17 protein-coding genes are annotated in these 17,061 nt (G+C 71.8%); 2 read left to right on the top strand and 15 right to left on the bottom strand.

All coding sequences use genetic code 11. The features are described 5' to 3' along the window. Positions 1 to 320 precede the first annotated feature (320 nt). Genes pxpB through glmS form a run of 8 tightly spaced genes read right to left on the bottom strand, consistent with a single transcriptional unit; the run spans position 321 to position 8,990 of the window. Positions 321 to 1,988, bottom strand: a complete 1,668-nt coding sequence (pxpB, locus tag VKT83_17030) for a 5-oxoprolinase subunit PxpB (protein ID HLY24171.1) — start codon at positions 1,986 to 1,988, stop codon at positions 321 to 323. Next, positions 1,989 to 2,816 (bottom strand): prephenate dehydratase, encoded by an 828-nt coding sequence (pheA, locus tag VKT83_17035; GenBank protein ID HLY24172.1) that lies wholly within the window; start codon positions 2,814 to 2,816, stop codon positions 1,989 to 1,991. Then, complete coding sequence (alr, locus tag VKT83_17040; protein ID HLY24173.1) at positions 2,782 to 3,999, bottom strand: alanine racemase; 1,218 nt, start codon at positions 3,997 to 3,999, stop codon at positions 2,782 to 2,784. Before alr ends, pheA begins: the two co-directional genes overlap by 35 nt. After that, positions 3,989 to 5,575, bottom strand: coding sequence for an NAD(P)H-hydrate dehydratase (locus tag VKT83_17045; GenBank protein HLY24174.1), 1,587 nt, complete (start codon positions 5,573 to 5,575; stop codon positions 3,989 to 3,991). Before VKT83_17045 ends, alr begins: the two co-directional genes overlap by 11 nt. Positions 5,576 to 5,612: 37 nt before the next feature. Continuing rightward, positions 5,613 to 5,984 carry a holo-ACP synthase gene (gene acpS / locus VKT83_17050; GenBank protein HLY24175.1) on the bottom strand — a complete coding sequence of 124 codons (372 nt, stop codon included), beginning with the start codon at positions 5,982 to 5,984 and terminating at the stop codon, positions 5,613 to 5,615. Positions 5,985 to 6,014: 30 nt separating this feature from the next. Then, positions 6,015 to 6,179: a Trm112 family protein gene (locus VKT83_17055; GenBank protein HLY24176.1), complete on the bottom strand. Its 165-nt coding sequence runs from the start codon at positions 6,177 to 6,179 to the stop codon at positions 6,015 to 6,017. 35 nt (positions 6,180 to 6,214) lie between these two features. Beyond that, a complete protein-coding gene (locus VKT83_17060; GenBank protein HLY24177.1) occupies positions 6,215 to 7,132 on the bottom strand; it encodes an NAD-dependent epimerase/dehydratase family protein in 918 nt (305 codons plus the stop codon). 4 nt (positions 7,133 to 7,136) lie between these two features. Further along, complete coding sequence (gene glmS, locus VKT83_17065; GenBank protein HLY24178.1) at positions 7,137 to 8,990, bottom strand: glutamine--fructose-6-phosphate transaminase (isomerizing); 1,854 nt, start codon at positions 8,988 to 8,990, stop codon at positions 7,137 to 7,139. A gap of 588 nt (positions 8,991 to 9,578) precedes the next feature. Between glmS and VKT83_17070 the strand changes: the two genes are divergently transcribed. Further along, positions 9,579 to 9,863: a ribbon-helix-helix domain-containing protein gene (locus tag VKT83_17070; protein ID HLY24179.1), complete on the top strand. Its 285-nt coding sequence runs from the start codon at positions 9,579 to 9,581 to the stop codon at positions 9,861 to 9,863. Next, positions 9,860 to 10,204, top strand: coding sequence for a type II toxin-antitoxin system PemK/MazF family toxin (locus VKT83_17075; GenBank protein ID HLY24180.1), 345 nt, complete (start codon positions 9,860 to 9,862; stop codon positions 10,202 to 10,204). The genes VKT83_17070 and VKT83_17075 overlap by 4 nt, the downstream gene beginning before the upstream one ends. A gap of 2 nt (positions 10,205 to 10,206) precedes the next feature. Here VKT83_17075 and glmM read toward each other — a convergent pair whose 3' ends face one another. The 7 genes from glmM to rplM form a co-directional block, all read right to left on the bottom strand. After that, positions 10,207 to 11,580 (bottom strand): phosphoglucosamine mutase, encoded by a 1,374-nt coding sequence (glmM, locus tag VKT83_17080; protein ID HLY24181.1) that lies wholly within the window; start codon positions 11,578 to 11,580, stop codon positions 10,207 to 10,209. Between the two features lie 16 nt (positions 11,581 to 11,596). Continuing rightward, positions 11,597 to 12,784 carry a CdaR family protein gene (locus VKT83_17085; GenBank protein ID HLY24182.1) on the bottom strand — a complete coding sequence of 396 codons (1,188 nt, stop codon included), beginning with the start codon at positions 12,782 to 12,784 and terminating at the stop codon, positions 11,597 to 11,599. Then, a complete protein-coding gene (gene cdaA / locus VKT83_17090) occupies positions 12,781 to 13,641 on the bottom strand; it encodes a diadenylate cyclase CdaA (protein HLY24183.1) in 861 nt (286 codons plus the stop codon). The genes VKT83_17085 and cdaA overlap by 4 nt, the downstream gene beginning before the upstream one ends. An 83-nt stretch (positions 13,642 to 13,724) precedes the next feature. Then, positions 13,725 to 14,651: an ornithine carbamoyltransferase gene (gene argF / locus VKT83_17095; GenBank protein HLY24184.1), complete on the bottom strand. Its 927-nt coding sequence runs from the start codon at positions 14,649 to 14,651 to the stop codon at positions 13,725 to 13,727. Positions 14,652 to 14,746: 95 nt separating this feature from the next. Beyond that, positions 14,747 to 15,805: a peptidoglycan endopeptidase gene (locus VKT83_17100; protein HLY24185.1), complete on the bottom strand. Its 1,059-nt coding sequence runs from the start codon at positions 15,803 to 15,805 to the stop codon at positions 14,747 to 14,749. Positions 15,806 to 16,005: 200 nt separating this feature from the next. Further along, complete coding sequence (gene rpsI, locus VKT83_17105; protein HLY24186.1) at positions 16,006 to 16,404, bottom strand: 30S ribosomal protein S9; 399 nt, start codon at positions 16,402 to 16,404, stop codon at positions 16,006 to 16,008. Next, positions 16,404 to 16,856, bottom strand: a complete 453-nt coding sequence (rplM, locus tag VKT83_17110; GenBank protein ID HLY24187.1) for a 50S ribosomal protein L13 — start codon at positions 16,854 to 16,856, stop codon at positions 16,404 to 16,406. The genes rpsI and rplM overlap by 1 nt, the downstream gene beginning before the upstream one ends. Positions 16,857 to 17,061: the final 205 nt, after the last annotated feature.

Raw genomic sequence — 17,061 nt, forward strand, 5'->3', positions numbered from 1 at the left:
CGCCGTCCGTCCTCCGACCGCTACCCGCGTGTCCCCCGTTCCCGGCCCCGTCCTCTGTGCCGCCCCCTCCTCTCCGGACGAGACCCGCTGCGGCCCCTGGCCGCGCGGACCGGGTGACAACTCAAGAGCCATGACTGAAAAACAAGATGAGACGGGATGACCGGGCGTCTCCCCACTGAATGGACCCTCGACAGGACCTCCACTGGGCCAACCCGGCCGTATCCGTACGGCCCTACGACGGCATTCCCGAATATCCTGCATAACTTCCCCGAAAAAGGCGCCGCGTGCGCGCGCCCGCGTTTAATGGCGCTCAATCGCGCTTAATCTGTCGCACGCTCGAGCCGCAGCGAGGCCACGGCGGCCGCGGCCTCGCGCGCCGCGAGGTGGGCCTCGTCCCATCGCACCGCGCGAAATCGAACGACATCCCCACGCCGTGCCTGCGCCACCAAGCGTAGATCCGCCCGCACGATGGCGGCGATCTTTGGATAGCCTCCGGCGGTCGGCCCGTCCGCCATGATCACGATGGCCTGGCCGCCCGACGGCACCTGGATCGCGCCCGGCATCAGGCCGTCGGACAGCAGTTCCGCGACCGACCGGTGCCCGAGCTGCGGGCCGTCCAGCCGGTAGCCGACCCGATCGGCGTGCACGCCCGGCGAGAACTGCTGCTCGAGCAGCGCCCCCACCGCCGCGTCCGTAAAATAGGATTCTTGCGGACCGAGGACGGCGCGCACCGTGCAGGCGCCGCCGACCGGCGGCCGCACCCGCGCCGGCAGGCGAAGCAGCGCCCCCGGCGCACGCCGTTCGCACGCGAGCAGATCGCCGTCCGCAAGACGCCGCCCACCGTATCCGCCGAGGTCTCCGCGCACGTAGGTCGCGCGGCTGCCGAGTGCCGGGGGCACGTCGATGCCGCCCGGGACGGCGACGTAGGCCCACTGCCCGGCCCGCGGCGCGCCGAACTCGAGCACATCGCCCTCGCGCAGCGGAATCGCGGTCCATCCCGGCACGGGCCGGCCGTTCACGGAGGGCGAGAGATCGGCCCCGGTGATTGCGACGGCGGTTCGCCTGGCCGCCACGAGACGGGGACCCGGGGCCGTGCACTCCAGCGCCGCCGCGCCCGGCGAATTCCCGAGCAGCAGGTTGGCGATCCGCAGCGACAGCGGATCCATCGCACCGCTCTGAGGCAGGCCGAAGCGCCGGTAGCCGGGTCGTCCGAAATCCTGCACGGTCGTCCACAGGCCGCCCCGCTCGACGACAAAATCCGGGGACGCCGGGACCGGTGGAGGGGCCGGGCTCTCGTCCGCCGGCGCGCGCAGATCGTACTCGCGCGCGCTGATCGCCACAAACCGCGCGCGGTCGCCCGCGTCGAGCAGAAACGGCGGCTCGCGCGTGGGATCGTAGATGCGCAGCGGCGTGCGGCCGAGGAGGCGCCACCCGCCGGGACTCGCCACCGGATAGACGCCGGTCTGCTGGCCCGCGAGGGCGACGGTGCGCTGGGGCACGTAGGTGCGCGGCGACCGGAGCCGGGGCACCCGGAGGGTTTCCGGCAGCGTGCCCATGTACGGGAAGCCCGGGCTGAACCCCAGCATGTAGACGCGATACTCCCGGCCTGTGTGCGCGGCGACGACCGCCTCTTCCGTGAGCCCGACTTCGGCCGCGAGCGACGCCAGATCCGGTCCGTGGACTCCGCCGTAGGCCGTCGGCAGCTCCACCACGCGCCCGGCCGGCAGCGACGACGGGTCGGCGCGGGGCACCGCGGCGAGGAGCGCCTCGCGGACGGCGCCCGCCGTCGTGCGCAGCGGGTCGAACACGACGAGCAGCGAGCGGTACGTGGGCAGCGTCTCCACCACGCCCGGCAGGTGCTCGGCGTCGACCACGCGCCGGAGCGCGAGCACCGCGGCGTTGGCGGCGTCGGAGATCTCGTCGCCGCCGAACTCGACGACGACGCCGCAGTCCCCGAGCGGCAGGAGGCGCGGCGTGGTGACCGGCACTTAGGCGACGGCGGGCGGTTCCGCCTTCGGATACGAGCCGAGCACCCGCAGCATCGAGGTATGGCGCCGGAGGTCGGCGAGCGCCGCGCGCATTGCGTCGTCGTCGACGTGGCCGTCTACGTCGAGGTAGAAGACGTACTCCCACGGGCGCTGCCGGCCCGGCCGGGATTCGATCTTGGCCACGTTGATGCCGCGGGTGGCGATCGCCCCGATCGCCTGGTAGAGCGTGCCGGGCCTGTTCTCGACGACGAACACGATCGAGGTCTTGCTGCGCTGCGCGCGGGGCGCGGGCCGGGGATCCAGCACGAGAAAGCGGGTGTAGTTGTTGGGATTGGTCTCGATGCCCTCGGCGAGCACGTGCAGACGGTAGATATCCGCGGCCCGCCGGGGGGCGATCGCCGCCGCCCCGGCGGGCCGCCGCTCCGCCACCATCTTCGCGCTGCCGGCCGTGTCGCCGTAGACCACCGGCTCGATCCCGTGCGTTCTCAAGAATGCGTCGCACTGCGCGAGCGCCTGCGGATGAGAGTACGCTCGCGTGATCTGCTCGAGCGCCAGGCCGGGCGGCGCCATGAGGTAATGCCGGACCCGCAGGTCGTACTCGCCGACGATGTACAGGTCGTGCCCGAGCAAGAGATCGTAGGTCTCGTTGATGCTGCCGGCCTGCGAATTCTCCACGGGCACGACGGCGCCGTCGGCGCGGTGCGACACGACCGCGTCGAACGTCTGCACCAGATCGGGACACGGCACGGGCTCGGCCTGCTCGCCGAAAACCCGGAAGACGGCCTCTTCGCTGTTAGCGCCCCGCTCGCCCTGAAAGGCGACGCGCACGACGACTCCCCCCTTCCGCCCCGCCTTCGTCCCAGGCGGCGACGAGCGTCCGGACCGAGCGCACCGCGCCGCCGCTCGTGTACACGCGCGGGACGCGGGAGGCGACGCGCACCAAGAGCTCCCACGCGATGGTCTGCGCGGCCGCGGCGACCTCTTCCACCGGAAGCGCCGGTCCCCACAGCTCGACGTCGTCCCCCCGCCGCACGACGAGATCGCCGGCGTCGACGGTGAGCTGATCCATGCTGATCCGCCCCGCGATCGGAACGCGGCGCCCGGCCAGCGCCACCGCGGCCGACCGCCAGGCCAGCCGGGGGTACCCGTCCGCGTAGCCGAGCGGCACGGTCGCGATCGTCGTCTCCCGGCCGGCCCGGTATTCGCGGCCGTAGCCTACCGCCGTCCCGGCCGAGACGCGCTTCACCTGGACGACCCGCGCGCAGAGGCGCATCGCCGGCCGTAGCGGCACGCGCGCGCCGAGATGCGCGGCGGGCGAGATGCCGTACGCGGCGATGCCGCAGCGCACGAGATCGAAATGCGCCTCCGGCAGCGCGATCGTCCCGGCGCTGTTGGCCGCGTGACAGAGGAGCCCGCTGAACCCGGCCTCGCGCAGCGACGCCACGACGCCCGAAAACGCCGCCGCCTGTTCCCGGGTCGGCGTCAGGTCGGGGTCGTCGGCGGCGGGGAAGTGGGTGTAGCATCCCTCGAGCGCGACCCCCGGAAGATCCGCGATCGCGCGGGCCAGCGCCGGCGCGTCCGCCGGCACACACCCGGCGCGGCCCATCCCCGTGTCGACCTTGAGATGCACGCGCGCCGCGCGGCCCGACGACGTCGCCGCCCTGCTCAGCGCCCGCGCCCCATCCAGATCCGCAACGCCCGCCGCGAGGTCCAGCGCAACGATGCGCACCGCCTCCTCGGGCATCGTGAGGTCGAGCAGCACCACCGGCTCGCGGAGCCGCGCGCGGCGAAGCTCCTCTCCTTCGTCCACCGTCGCGACGCCGAACCCCCACGCGCCCGCCGACGCGGCGGTCCGCGCCACCTCCACCGCGCCGTGCCCGTAGGCGTTCGCCTTCACCACCACCATGAGACGCGCCGGGGCGACGAGAATCCCGCGGAGCGCGCGGACGTTGTGCTGGATCGCGTCGAGGTCGATCTCCGCCCAGCCGGCCCGCAGCCCCTTATCGGACATCCGTGATGCCCTCGTCGACCGATCCGGCGCGCACCTGGCGAAGCGCGCGCGGCACGGCGTCGGCCACTTCGTGCGAGAGGAGACCGAGCTCGCCGGGGGCGGCGAGGTCGCCGGCCAGCCCGTGGAGGTAGGCGGCGCACACCGCCGCCTCCCACGGCGGCAGCCCCTGCGCAAGCAAGGCCGCCACGACGCCGGTCAGCACGTCCCCCGTTCCCCCCGTCGCCATCGCGCCGTTGCCGTTCGGCACGATGCCGACGCGGCCGTCCGGGGAGGCCACCACGGTGCGCGCGCCCTTCAACACCGTCACCGCGCGGACGGACGCGGCCGCGGCGCGCGCCGCCTCGACGCGGTCGCGCTGAATCTCGCCGATCGAGGACCCCATCAGCCGCGCGAGCTCGCCGGGATGCGGTGTGATCACGACCGGCCCGGAGGCCTCGCGCAGCGGCGCGATGTTCCCCGCCAGCGCGTTGAGCGCGTCGGCGTCCGCCACGATCGGGCCGCCGAGCGAGGGCAGCAGCCGGCGCACGACGGCGACCACCTCGGGATGCGTCGTGAGGCCGGGCCCCATCGCGACGACCGCGGGGCGCCGGCCGTCGACGGCCGAGACGGCCTCGCGGATCACGCCCTCGGCCGCCTCACTCAGCGTGCCGGCGCCGGTCTCCGGCAGCGGCAGCGCCATCGCCTCGGGCAGCGACGCGGTGGGCACCGTGACGAGCGACTCCGGCAGCGCCACGGTCACGAGGCCCGCCCCGCCGCGGATCGCGCCCCGAGCCGCAAGAACCGCGGCGCCGGTGAAGCCGCGGGCCCCCGCGACGACAAACACGTGGCCGTAGGTGCCTTTGTGGCCGTCGGCGCGGCGCCGGGGAAACGCCCGGTCCACCCACGCGGCGCGGATGAACTCCGAGCGGATCGGCGCCTCGTCGACGATCTCTTCGGGCAGCCCGATGTCCGCGACGAAGAGCCGGCCGGCGCAGGCCGCGGCCGGATACTGCACGAGCCCGAGTTTGGGGAGGCCCATCGTGACCGTCGCCGCCGCCTGGATCACCGGCCGCTCCGCGGCGCCCGTCGCCGCGTCGATGCCGGAGGGCACGTCGACCGCGAGGATCGGCGTGCCGGAACGATCGGCCGCCTCGATCAACTCGGCGGGGACCCCGCGGGCCGGTCCGTGGAAGCCGGTGCCGAAGAGCGCGTCGACGATGAGGTCGCAGCCGCGAAGCGCGGCGTCGATCTCGGCGGGGGACAGGCCCGTGGCCTCGATCACCGGGATGTGGCGTTCGCGAACGGACGGGAGATGCGCCGCGGGCCCGCCGCCGAGCTCGGCGGCGGGCCCGGCCAGCATCACCGTGACCCGCGCGTCTCCGGCGAGATCGCGCGCGGCGACGAGTCCGTCGCCGCCGTTGTTCCCCTTGCCGGCCAGCACCACCACGTGCCGGCCGCCCCGGCCTTCCAGCAGGCGCCGGGCCACGTCGGCCGTGCGCGCGCCGGCCCGCTCCATCAGCGCCGCGACCGTGACGCTGGCCGCCTCCAGCGCCCGCTGCTCGAGCGATGCCATTTCTGTGGGCGTCGGGAGCTTCATCGCCGGCCGCCCGCGAGGAACGGGAGCTCCGATGCGGTCACTCGGCGACGGCGTGCGCGACGGCGAGATCTCGAGTGTGCGAGATGGACACGAACCACGCCTGAACGCCGAGGTCGGCCGCGACCTGCGCGGCCCGGCCGGTGAGGCGGACGACGGGGCGGCCGAGCGGATCGCCTTCGATCTCGATCTCGCGCCAGGCCATGCGCCGCCACCCGAGGCCGAGGGCCTTCATCACCGCCTCTTTGGCCGCGAACCGGCCGGCCAGCCGTTCCGCCGAGGTCCGCGACGCGCCGGCATGCCGTCGCTCGCCCGCGGTGAAGACCCGCGAGAGAAAGCCGTCGCCCCAGCGCGCGGTGGCGCGCCGGATGCGGTCCACCTCGACGACGTCGACCCCGATGCCGCGAATCATCGCGTCGTCACCCGAACCGCGCCCGCGCGGTCAGGCCGGGCGTAGATCCGCCTCGTCGACGAGCATCACCGGGATGCCGTCCCGGATCGGGTAGCGGCGTCCGCACTTGCCGCAGACGAGCCGGTCGCCGTCCTGCGTCACCGGGGTCTTGCACACCGGGCATGCCAGGATGTCGAGAAGTTCCTTGTCGATCATCGGGCCGTCTCCTCCGGTATCAGAAACTCGCGCGGTCAATCACCCCTCCGGGCGAACCATTCGACGGTTCGGCGAAGCCCCTCCTCCAGCGGCACGCGGGCCTGCCAGCCGAGGGCCTCGCGAATCCGGCTCACGTCGAGGTAGATCCGGTGCACCTCGCCGGGGACCGCCGGGCCGTGGTCCGGCGCCGGCGCCGCACCCGTGAGCGCGCGAAGCCGCTCCGCGATCTCGTTGACGGAGGTGCCGCGTCCCGACCCCACGTGCAGCGGCTGCGGCAGCGTCCGCCCCAGGACCCGCAGATTCACGTCGGCCACGTCGGCGACATACACGAAATCGCGCACCTGCGCGCCGTCGCCGAAGATCACCGGCCGGCGGCCGCCGAGCATCGCCTCGGCGAAGATCGCGACGACCCCGGCCTCGGTCGCAGGATCCTGACGCGGCCCGTACACGTTGCCGTACCTGAGAACCGTCGTGTTGAGGCCGTGCGTCCGCCGATAGTATGCCATGTACTGCTCGCCGAGATACTTGTGCAGGCCGTACGGCGAGGCGGGCAGGATCGGATCGTCTTCGCGGACCGGGACGGCCTTCGGCTCGCCGTACAGCGCGCCGGCGGTCGACGAGAAGATGACCTGCCGGACCGCGTGGCGGACCGAGAGATCGAGCACCCGCAGCGTGCCGAGCACGTTCGTCGCCGCGTCGCCGACCGGATCCGCGAGGGACCGGCGGACGTTCGCCTGCGCGGCGTGGTGCGACACCACCTCGGGACGCTCCTCGTCGAACACCGCCCGCAGCGCTTCGCTCGCGACGTCGACGCGGTGGCAGCGGATGCCCGAGGGCGTGCGGTCCGCGCCGCTCACGACGTCCGCCACGGCGACGTGGTGCCCGGCGTTGCGATAGGCCTCCGCGACGTGGGAGCCGATGAACCCCGCCCCGCCGGTTACAAGTATTCTCACGCCGTCACTCGACCGTCACGCTCTTCGCCAGGTTGCGCGGCTGATCGACGTCGTTCCCGCGGAGGCGCGCCACGTGATAGGCGAACAGCTGCAGCGGGATCACGCTCAGCACCGGCGCCAGCAGCGGGTCGGTCGCCGGAATCTCGAGCAGCGTGTCGACGTGCGGCCGCACCGTCTCCGCCGTGGCCGCGGTGGCCACCCCCACGACCTCCGCGCCGCGGGCCCGCACCTGCTGGATGTTGCTGACGATCTTGTCGACGAGCGCCGGCTGCGTCGCGAGGGCGACGACCAGCACCCCCGGCACGACGAGCGCGAGCGTGCCGTGCTTGAGCTCGCCGCCGGCGAACGCCTCGGAGTGGATGTAGCTGATCTCCTTGAACTTGAGCGACCCTTCCATCGCGACCGGATAGTCGAAGCCCCGGCCGACGAAGAAGGCGTCTTCCACCGTGTGCAGCCGCTCCGCGAGGCGAATGATCTCCGGTTCGAGCCGCAGCACCGTCTGCGCCTGGGTCGGGAGCGCGCGCAGTCCCCGGATGAGCGACGAGACGGCCGGGGGCGCGAGGGTGCCGCGCGCCTGGCCCAACCCTCCCGCGAACATCGCGAGCGCCGCGAGCTGCGTGAGGTAGGCTTTGGTGGAGCAGACGGCGATCTCCGGCCCCGCCCGCGTGTACAGCACGTCGGAGGCCTCGCGCGCGAGCGTGCTGCCGACGACGTTGGCGACCGCGAGCGTCCGCGCGCCCCGCGCGCGCGCCTCGCGCGCCGCGGCGATCGTATCGGCGGTCTCCCCCGACTGGCTGATCGCCAGCGCGAGCGTCCGGGAGCCGACCAGCGGGTCGCGGTAGCGGAACTCGCTGGCCACGTCGGCTTCGGCCGGGACGCGCGCGAGCTGCTCGACGAGCAGGCGTCCGACCAGTCCGGCGTGGTAGGCCGTGCCGCAGGCGACGAGCCACACCTTGTCGATCTCGCGCGCCGCGTCCGGCGTGAGCTCGACGCCGTCGAGGACGATCTGCCGGTCGTCCGGCAGCCGCCCCATCAGGGTCTCCTGCAGGACGCGGGGCTGCTCGTGAATTTCTTTCAGCATGAAATGGGCGTAGCCGCCCTTCTCGGCGGCCGAGGCGTCCCACGTGATCCGCATCGGCTCGCGGGCCACGGGGCCGCCCCCGATCTTCGCCAGCCGCGCTTCGCCGCGCGTGATCACGGCGATTTCGCCGTCCTCGACGATCACGACGTCCCGCGCGTAGGGCAGCAGCGCAGTCACGTCGGACGCGAGCACCATCTCGCCCCGGCCGAGTCCGATCACCAGCGGACTGATCATCCGGACCGCGACGATCTTGTCCGGCTCGTCCGCGGCCAGCACCACGAGCGCGTACGCGCCGGTGGCCTGCGACACCGCCCGCTCCACCGCGGCGGGCAGACCGTTCGCCCCGCGCGAGCCGGGGTCGCCCTCGTAGGCCTCCTCGATCAGGTGCGCAAGGACTTCCGTGTCGGTGTCGGACCTGAAGGTGTGGCCGCGGGCGGCGAGCGCCGACCGCAGCTCGAGGAAATTCTCGATGATGCCGTTGTGAATGACGACGATCCGGCCGTGACAGTCCGCGTGCGGATGCGCGTTCTCGTCCGACGGGTGGCCGTGCGTCGCCCACCGGGTGTGGCCGATGCCGACGATCCCGTGCACCGGCGATCGCTCGATCAGGTCGGCCAGACGGCCGATCTTCCCGGCGGCCTTGCGAATCTCGATGCCGCCGCCGTTCAGGACGGCGAGGCCGGCGGAGTCATACCCCCGATATTCCAGCCGCCGCAACCCGTCGAGAAGCACCGGCACGGCCGGCCGCTCCCCGATGTAGCCCATAATGCCGCACATAGAGGCCTCCATGGTCCTGGACCGGCATGCGCCGGCGGCCGCGGGACGGCGTCCCGGCGAGGCGCGTCGGCGTCACGGTCGCGCGTGGATGAGTTCTGGCGGCGGCGGGCCATACCCGCGTATACCGGCGGTACCGGAACGGGGTGCCCCGTGTACCGCCCGCTGCCTGAGGTGTGCGTCCTGAACGCCTTTTGTCCCCGGAGTCGCCTCCGGGTTTTGGCGGCGTTCATGAGGTCCGGACCAGACCTAGGGTCACCCGCCGAATGGGAGCCGGCGGCAACTTCCCCGCCGCGACTCCGCTGCTCGAGATCCCCTACCTCGTCAACTCACCGCCCGGGCACAACCCCGGCCATCCGCGGCGAGTTCCGGCGCTTGATACAGCGTGGTCCCCCCGCACCTCCATCGCCGAAAGACATTGTAATACGTGTATTGTAATACGCGTACTGAGTTTGTTATGCCACGAGCGACTAATCTTCTCAAGAATTCGCGGGCCTGCGGACAAAGTCTTGCCCCCGCTTCATTGACGTATGTCTATTTCGCCATCTAAAATGGTGTCATATTACGCATCATGATTGGAGACACCCAGTTATGCCGAAGCGGAGAAAGGACACGGCCAGAACGACGGTCACTCTTCCCAAGGCACTGCTTGAAGCCGCGGATCGCGAGGTTCGTCGGGGCGCTGCGACAACACGTAACGCGCTGATCGCGCGCGCACTCCGGCATGAACTGGCGGCTGCGCGGAGGAAAGAGATCGACGCCGCGTACGCGCAACTTGCGGACGACGCCGAGGCGAAGGCCGAATCACTTCAGGTCGCCGAGGAGTTTTCGCAGGCTGATTGGGAGGCGCTCCGCGAGGGCGAGGCCGAGCCGTGAAACGCGGCGATGTCTACGATGCGCGTCTCGATCCTACCGAAGGGACGGAGCAGGCAGGCCGGCGGCCGGTGGTCATTGTCAGCCGCGATGCAATCACAATGCACATGCCGATCGTGATTGTCGTCCCCGTCACGACCTACCGGATGGACCGCCGGCTCTATCCCAGCCAGGTACTGCTTCGCGCACCGGAGGGTGGTCTGACGGCAGATTCGGTCGCCTTGGCGGAGCAGGTGAGAGCGCTGGCCAAGGGCCGCCTGCATCGCCACCGGGGCACTCTATCTCCGCAAGCGCTGCGGCAGATCGACCATGCGCTAAGTATCGCGCTCGATCTTCAAAACTAGCGCTACTGTCCATTGCGGGGCGCCGGCTTGGCCACGACCGTGCCGCCGAGACGTCCCGCCACGAGGTCCGCCAGTTCCCGCGCGAGCGACTCCGCCTCGCCGGCGTCTTCGCATTCGGTCATCACACGCACCAGCGGCTCCGTGCCCGAGGCGCGCACCAGCACGCGGCCGCGCCCGGCGAGGTGCCGTTCGGCGCGGGAGACCGCCGCGAGAATTTCGGGATCGTCCACCCACCGGTCGGGCGACGCGACGCGCACGTTCAGCAAGACTTGAGGGTAGCGGTGAAAGCGCGACGCGAGCTCGTCGAGGCCGCGGCCGGCCTCGAGCATCACGTTCGCGATCTGGACCGCCGTCAGCAGGCCGTCGCCCGTGGTGGCGTGATCGAGAAAGATGACGTGGCCGCTCTGCTCGCCCCCGAGCGTGATGCCGGTCTCGAGCATGCGCTCCAGCACGTACCGGTCGCCGACGCGCGCGCGCTCGATCCGGATGCCGGCGCCCCGCAGCACGACTTCGAGCCCGAGGTTGGTCATCACGGTCGCGACGATCGCGCGGCCGGGCAGCAGGCGCTGCCGGTCGCGGTGAAGCGCCGCGATTCCCATGATCGCGTCCCCGTCCACGACGCGGCCGTGCCGGTCCGCGGCGATGACGCGGTCGCCGTCGCCGTCGTGCGCGAAGCCGAGATCCGCCCCGGCGCGCACGACCGCTTCGGCCACCACCTCCGGGTGGGTGGAGCCGCAGCCGGCGTTGATGTTCGTGCCGTCCGGCTCGGCGTGAATCGGGATCACCGTCGCGCCGAGCGCCTCCCACAGCCGCGGCGCGATCGCGCTGGTGGCGCCGTTCGCGCAGTCGACCACGATCCGCCAGCCCGTAAAGCGCCCGCTCGCCAGCCCGCCGAGAAACGCCAGGTACTGCTCGGCCGCGTCGGGAACGTCGGTGATCCGACCGACCGCGGCGCCGGTCGGGCGGCTCAGCCCCGCGGCGCTCTCCACCAGGCGCTCGATCTCGTCCTCGACGGCGTCCGGCAGCTTGAAGCCGGTCGGCGCAAAGAATTTGATCCCGTTGTCCTCGACGGGGTTGTGCGACGCGGAGATGACAGCGCCCGCGTCCACGTTGAGCCGGCGGGCCAGCAGCGCCACCCCGGGCGTCGGCAGCACGCCGAGACGGATCGCGTCGGCCCCGGCCGAGCACAGCCCCGCGGCGAACTGCGCTTCGAGGAGGTCGCCGGAGATGCGCGGGTCCCGGCCGATCGCGATGCGCCCGCGGCGCTGCGGCGCCAGCACGTGCACCGCGGCGCGGGCCACGCGGTCCACGAGTTCGGTCGAGAGATCCGCGTTGGCGATGCCGCGGATTCCGTCCGTGCCGAAGAGGCGTCCCACCGTATGCGGCTCCGGCTCAGGACGGCGTCAGGATCACGAGCACCTGCGTTGGATGCAGGCTCAGCACCCGCACGCCCTGCGGCAGTTGGGCCCGCGGCGTGAACTGGTACCGGCCGGCCCCCTTGCCGCCGGCGTCGACGACGATGCGGATCGACTGCGGCGTGAGGCGCGCGACCACGTCCGTGGGCCCTTCGACCTGCACGTCGATCGACGACGGGACGACGCGGGGCCTGACGCCCGGACGAAGGCCGACGACCTGCACGGCGACGCCCCGGAGCGTCGTACTGAGCGACCCGCCGCCGAGCGTGACGGAGACGGTGACGCGCGAGACCGACGAGGTGACCCCCGCCGGAATCTGCAGTCCGACCTGCTGCCGGAGGTCGCCTCGCGCCCGGCGCAGGTCGATCGGCGCCGTCGGCACCGCGGAGACGCTCTGCAGCGCGAGCCCGGGGCCCTGCAGGGTGACCGTCGCCGGATCCGTCGAGATACCGGTGACGGCCAGCGGCGGCGGCGGCGTGCCCACGATCGCCGGCACCACGGGCACGACCTTGGCAATCGCGCCTTCCCGCACCGTCAGCTCCGCGGCCACCAACTGCGGATCGATGCTCGGGCCCCGGACCTCCAGCCCGCTCGCATCCACGAGACGGACCTGCAGCGAGGTCGCCACCTGCTGGCGTAGGTTGGTGGTGTCGACCGTCACAATGGCGTGGCGGATCTCTTCGATCTGACTCGCCGCCCCCGTGACGGTGACGTACGCCGGCGTCACGTGCGGGGTCCCGAGCGTCACGCCCTGCGGCAGGCTGCCGATGAGGCTGATCTCGACGGGAAAGCGCCGCGACTGGACGGCGTCGAGCACGACCAGGACTTCCTGCGGCGTCTGCGCGACGGCATGCACCTCCGGCGGGGCGGCGACGACCACCGGCACGCGGTGCTCGCCGGGGCGAAGGCCGCTCAGGTCAACCGACGCGTCGAGCACCGCCGGCGACAGCAGCGCCACCCCCGACCGGGGGCCGGAGACACGCACCTGCACGCGCGACGGCGGCGCCTGCACCAGCACCTCGTTGGGGCTCAGGCCGCGGACGTGCAGCTCGACGTTTATCGTCCGCTCCACCAGCGGGTTCTGGGCGGTCGCAACGTACAGCCAGGCGATGCTCGCCACGGCGACCGACAGGATCGCGTAGAGCAGGCGCTCGCGCGGGTTCACGTCTCCCGTCTCCGCCACAGCGGCATGCGCAGCGACGGCACCCGCACGGCCGGGACGCCCGGCACGTGCAGACCACGTCCCGCGACCGCCGGAAGCCCCACGAGCACGAGGAGACGCGCCTTCAACTCCTCCTCCGTGAGACCCCGGTCGAGCCGGCCTTCCACGGCGAGCGAGATCGTGCCGGTCTCCTCCGACACCACCACGGCGACGGCATCGGTGACCTCTGTCAGGCCGATCGCGGCGCGGTGGCGGGTCCCGAGCGGGCGGATCAGCCCGGGCCGTTCGGTGAGCGGCAGGAGGCAACCCGCGGCGGCGAGCCGGTTGCCGCGGATGATGACGGCGCCGTCGTGCAGCGGCGTGTTCGGAAAGAACACGCTGATCAGCAGCTGCACGGTCACGAGGGCGTCGACGCGGATGCCCGTCTCGATGAAGTCCTCGAGGCCGGTGCGGCGCTCGATCACGATCAGCGCGCCGATCTTGCGGGTGCCGAGGATGCGGGCGGCGCGGGCGGCGTCGTTGACGAGGCGGATCGCCGCCTCCCGATCGAGACCGTGCGGGGTGAAGCCGACCAGCAGCACACTCCCCCGGCCCAGCTGCTCGAGCATCCGCCGCAGTTCCGGTTGGAAGAGGACGAGGAGCGCGATCGGCACGACCAGGCCGACGTAACTCAGCACCCACTGCAGCGTGTAGAGCCCGAGCCAGCGGCTGACGATGTACGCGAGAAAGAGCAGGCCGAGCCCCGTGACGAGCTGCACCGCGCGCGTGCCGCGGATGAGCATGAGGATCTGGTAGACAACAAACGCGACGACGAGGATGTCGAGCAGATCCCAGATTCTAAACGGGAACGGCCACGCCACGCGCCACCTCGAGTCCCCTGGCGAGGACGGCCTCGCGGAATGCGCGAGTCCGCCGGTGCGCCGGCGTCCACGCCGGCACGCCTTTACAAGATTGCTGCGAGAAGGGCCTTCTGCGAATGGAGGCGGTTCTCCGCCTCGTCGAACGCGACGCAGCGCGGCCCGTCCATGATCTCGTCCGTGATCTCCTCGCCGCGGTGGGCCGGCAGACAGTGGGAGACCACCGCGTCCTTCGGGGCCCGGGCCAGCAGCGCCGCATTGACCTGGTAGGGACCGAACGCTCGACGCCGGGCGACCGCCTCCTGCTCCTGGCCCATGCTCGTCCAGACGTCGGTCAGGATAAGGTCCGCGGCCGACACGGCCCGCACGGGATCGTCGGTGAGCTCGATCGTCCCGTGGCTCTGCGCGGCGTCCGCCCGGGCCCGCGCGATGCTGTCGCCGTCGAGGCCGAAGGCCTGCGGCGCACAGATGGTCAGCGACAGGCCGAGCTTGCCGGTGGCGAACGCGAGCGAGCGCAGAACGTTGTTGCCGTCGCCGATCCAGACGATCCGGACGTCGTTGAGCCGCCCCCACCGCTCGCGAATCGTGAGCAGGGTCGCGAGCGTCTGGCAGGGATGCTCCCAATCCGACAGCGCGTTCACGACCGGGACGCGCGCGCCGCGGGCGAGCTCGAGGATCGTCTCGTGCGAGAACGTCCGGGCGGCAATGCCGTCCACCCAGCGCTCGAGGTTCTTGGCCACGTCGAGCGGGGACTCGCGGCTGCCCATCTCGATGTCCCGCGGGCTGAGGTAGACGGCATGGCCGCCCAGTTGCAGCATGCCCGTCTGGAACGTCACGTGGGTGCGCAGCGACGGCTTTTCGAACACCAGCGCCAGCACCTTGCCGGCAAGCAGCGGCGGCCGCTCCCCGGCCTTGGCTCGGGTCTTCATCTCCAGGGCCGCGTCGATGAGCGTCCGGATCTCTTCCGCGGTCAGATCGAGCACCGCCGTGTAGTCGCGTCCGCGCAGGTCCATAGTCTTATGATGCTTCGCGCCCGGCCGTCCGGCCCCTCGTCGGCGCGACGCCATGATCCCCCGTCCCCGGGCCTGGGGGGGGCGGACGCCGAGACTCAGAGGATCCGCCGGGCTCCCAGGTAGCGCGTCATGTAGTACGGGGCGTCGAGCCGGTCGATGACGACCCGCTGCGCGCTGGCCGCCGGGTGGACGAACTGGCCGTCGCCGATGTAGATGCCGACGTGCGACGCGCCGCTGCCGTCGGTGTTGAAGAACACGAGATCGCCCGCGGCGAGGTCGGCGCGGTCGACGGCCGCGCCGGCCGTCCACTGGTCGTACGACGTGCGCGGAAGGTTCGCGACATACGGCGAGTAGACGAGATAGACGAGCCCGGAGCAGTCCACACCGGACGGCGTCGTTCCGCCCCAGACGTACGGCGTGCCGAGGTATCCCAAGGCCGACGCGCGAACGTGCGCGAGCAGCGCCGTCCTGGCCGGGGAGACGGGGTGGAACGCGGGTTCGAGGGGCGACGCGGGGCCGGCCGGGGCCGCGGGGGCAGCCGGCGCTGCCGGGTCAGGCGGCGCCGTGTCGACGGACGGGATCGGCGCCGGTGCGGCGGTCGAGGGCGCCGGCCTCACGAGAGCCGGCGGCGCGGTTGCCACCGGGGCCGCCGGCGCGGACGCCGGGAACCGGATGATCTGTCCTACGAGAATAGCCGGCGACGTCAACCCATTGGCTTCCTGAAGCGCGTCGACCATGGTCCCGTGGATCAGCGCGAGATGGTAGAGCGTGTCTCCCGGCCGCACGATGTACGATTCGCCCGCGGCGGCCGGCGTCGCAAGCTGCACCCGACCGGCCGGACCCAGCCTCGAGGGGGCGGGCGCGCGCATTTGCACCGGCACGAGGGCGGGCCGGGACGCAGCCGACGGCGGGACCGGCGGTTCCGCGGCGGCCCCCGGCACGTCGGGAATCACCAGCACGTCGCCGGCGCGAATCCGCGAAGGATCGTGAATACCGTTCACCTGCGCGAGGATGGATAACGGGACCCGGAACCGCCGGGCGATGCTGAAGAGGGTGTCGTGCGGCGCCACCACATAGCGGCCCGCCGCCGCGGCCGGTCCGGCCGCGGTTAGCGCGAGCACCAACGCTGCGACGATCGCTGCGACGACGTGCACGCTCCGCCTCCTGAGCGTTCCACCCGGGCGACGATTGATATGCCCGCGCGAAGCGCTTTTCAGACTGGAGGTGCGATGCGACGACCCCTAGTGCGACGCGTGCCGTGCCGGTACCGAGACAGACGCAGCGCCGGACGGTGACGTCGCGGCTTTGATTACATCGTGGCCGGCCGCGGGTCGGCCGGCACTACGGCAGAGCGTTAGCGCTTGGAGTACTGGAAGCCCTTCCGGGCCCGCTTGTGACCGTACTTCTTCCGTTCCTTCTTCCGCGGATCGCGCGTGAGAAGCCCGGCCTTCCGCATCGGCGACCGCAGCTCGGGGTCGATCGCGACGAGCGCCCGGGCGATGCCGAGCCGGATCGCGCCGGCCTGCCCTACGACGCCGCCGCCGACCACGCTGACGAGCACGTCGAAGCGCCCTTCCGCGTTCGCCACGGCCAGCGGCTGCCGCACGACGGTCAGGAGCGGCCCTTTCGGCAGATGCTGCTCGACGGGCCGGTTGTTGACGGTGATCGTGCCGGTCCCGGGCACGAGACGCACCCGCGCCTGCGACGTTTTGCGTCCCCCGGACGCCACGACGCTTGGGCTGTTCTGACTCATCACATGTCACGTCCCTTCGTGGTGCGTCCGGCCAGCACGAGCGGCAGCGGCTGCTGCGCCGCGTGCCGATGAGCGCCGCCGCGGTAGATGCGGAGCTTGCGCAGGCACTCGCGCCCCAGCGGGTTCTTCGGCAGCATGCCGCGAACCGCTTCGCGGATCACGTACTCGGGGCGCCGCGCCATCATCTTGCCGGCCGGCGTCGCGCGGAGACCGCCCGGGTAGCCGGAATGCCGATAGTAGATCTTTTGCTCGGCCTTGCGGCCGGTCAGCCGGATCTTATCGGCGTTCACGACGATCACGTAGTCGCCGGTCACCGACGGCGCGTAGGTCGGCCGGTTCTTGCCCTTCAGCACGGCCGCGATTTGGCTCGCCAAGCGGCCGAGCACCTGGTCTTTGGCATCGACCAGGAACCACCGCTTCGGGATGCCGAACACCACCACCTCAGTGCGCATTCAACGCCTCCTCGAACAACGCGAGAATTGATTATAGAAGGTGCGGGGATGACCCGTCAACCTATTGTACTGGTCCAGTAGATCCGACTACACCAGCCTCCAAATTCATCGCTGAGCCGCCTGCCATTGAGCGAGGTACTCGTTCGGAGTGAGGTAACCGAGCGCCTGGTGCGGCCGGACGTTGTTGTAGGTCTCCTCCCAGCGC

This window comes from bacterium, assembly GCA_035308905.1.
In the GTDB taxonomy this organism is placed as follows: Bacteria; Sysuimicrobiota; Sysuimicrobiia; order Sysuimicrobiales; family Segetimicrobiaceae; genus DASSJF01.

Coding starts and splice junctions, on each gene's coding strand:
- VKT83_17045 (HLY24174.1), bottom strand. CDS start 5,575: ATGAAGCTCCCGACGCCCACAGAAATGGCATCGCTCGAGCAGCGGGCG.
- rplM (HLY24187.1), bottom strand. CDS start 16,856: ATGCGCACTGAGGTGGTGGTGTTCGGCATCCCGAAGCGGTGGTTCCTG.
- VKT83_17055 (HLY24176.1), bottom strand. CDS start 6,179: ATGATCGACAAGGAACTTCTCGACATCCTGGCATGCCCGGTGTGCAAG.
- rpsI (HLY24186.1), bottom strand. CDS start 16,404: ATGAGTCAGAACAGCCCAAGCGTCGTGGCGTCCGGGGGACGCAAAACG.
- glmS (HLY24178.1), bottom strand. CDS start 8,990: ATGTGCGGCATTATGGGCTACATCGGGGAGCGGCCGGCCGTGCCGGTG.
- alr (HLY24173.1), bottom strand. CDS start 3,999: ATGTCCGATAAGGGGCTGCGGGCCGGCTGGGCGGAGATCGACCTCGAC.
- argF (HLY24184.1), bottom strand. CDS start 14,651: ATGGACCTGCGCGGACGCGACTACACGGCGGTGCTCGATCTGACCGCG.
- VKT83_17070 (HLY24179.1), top strand. CDS start 9,579: ATGCCGAAGCGGAGAAAGGACACGGCCAGAACGACGGTCACTCTTCCC.
- acpS (HLY24175.1), bottom strand. CDS start 5,984: ATGATTCGCGGCATCGGGGTCGACGTCGTCGAGGTGGACCGCATCCGG.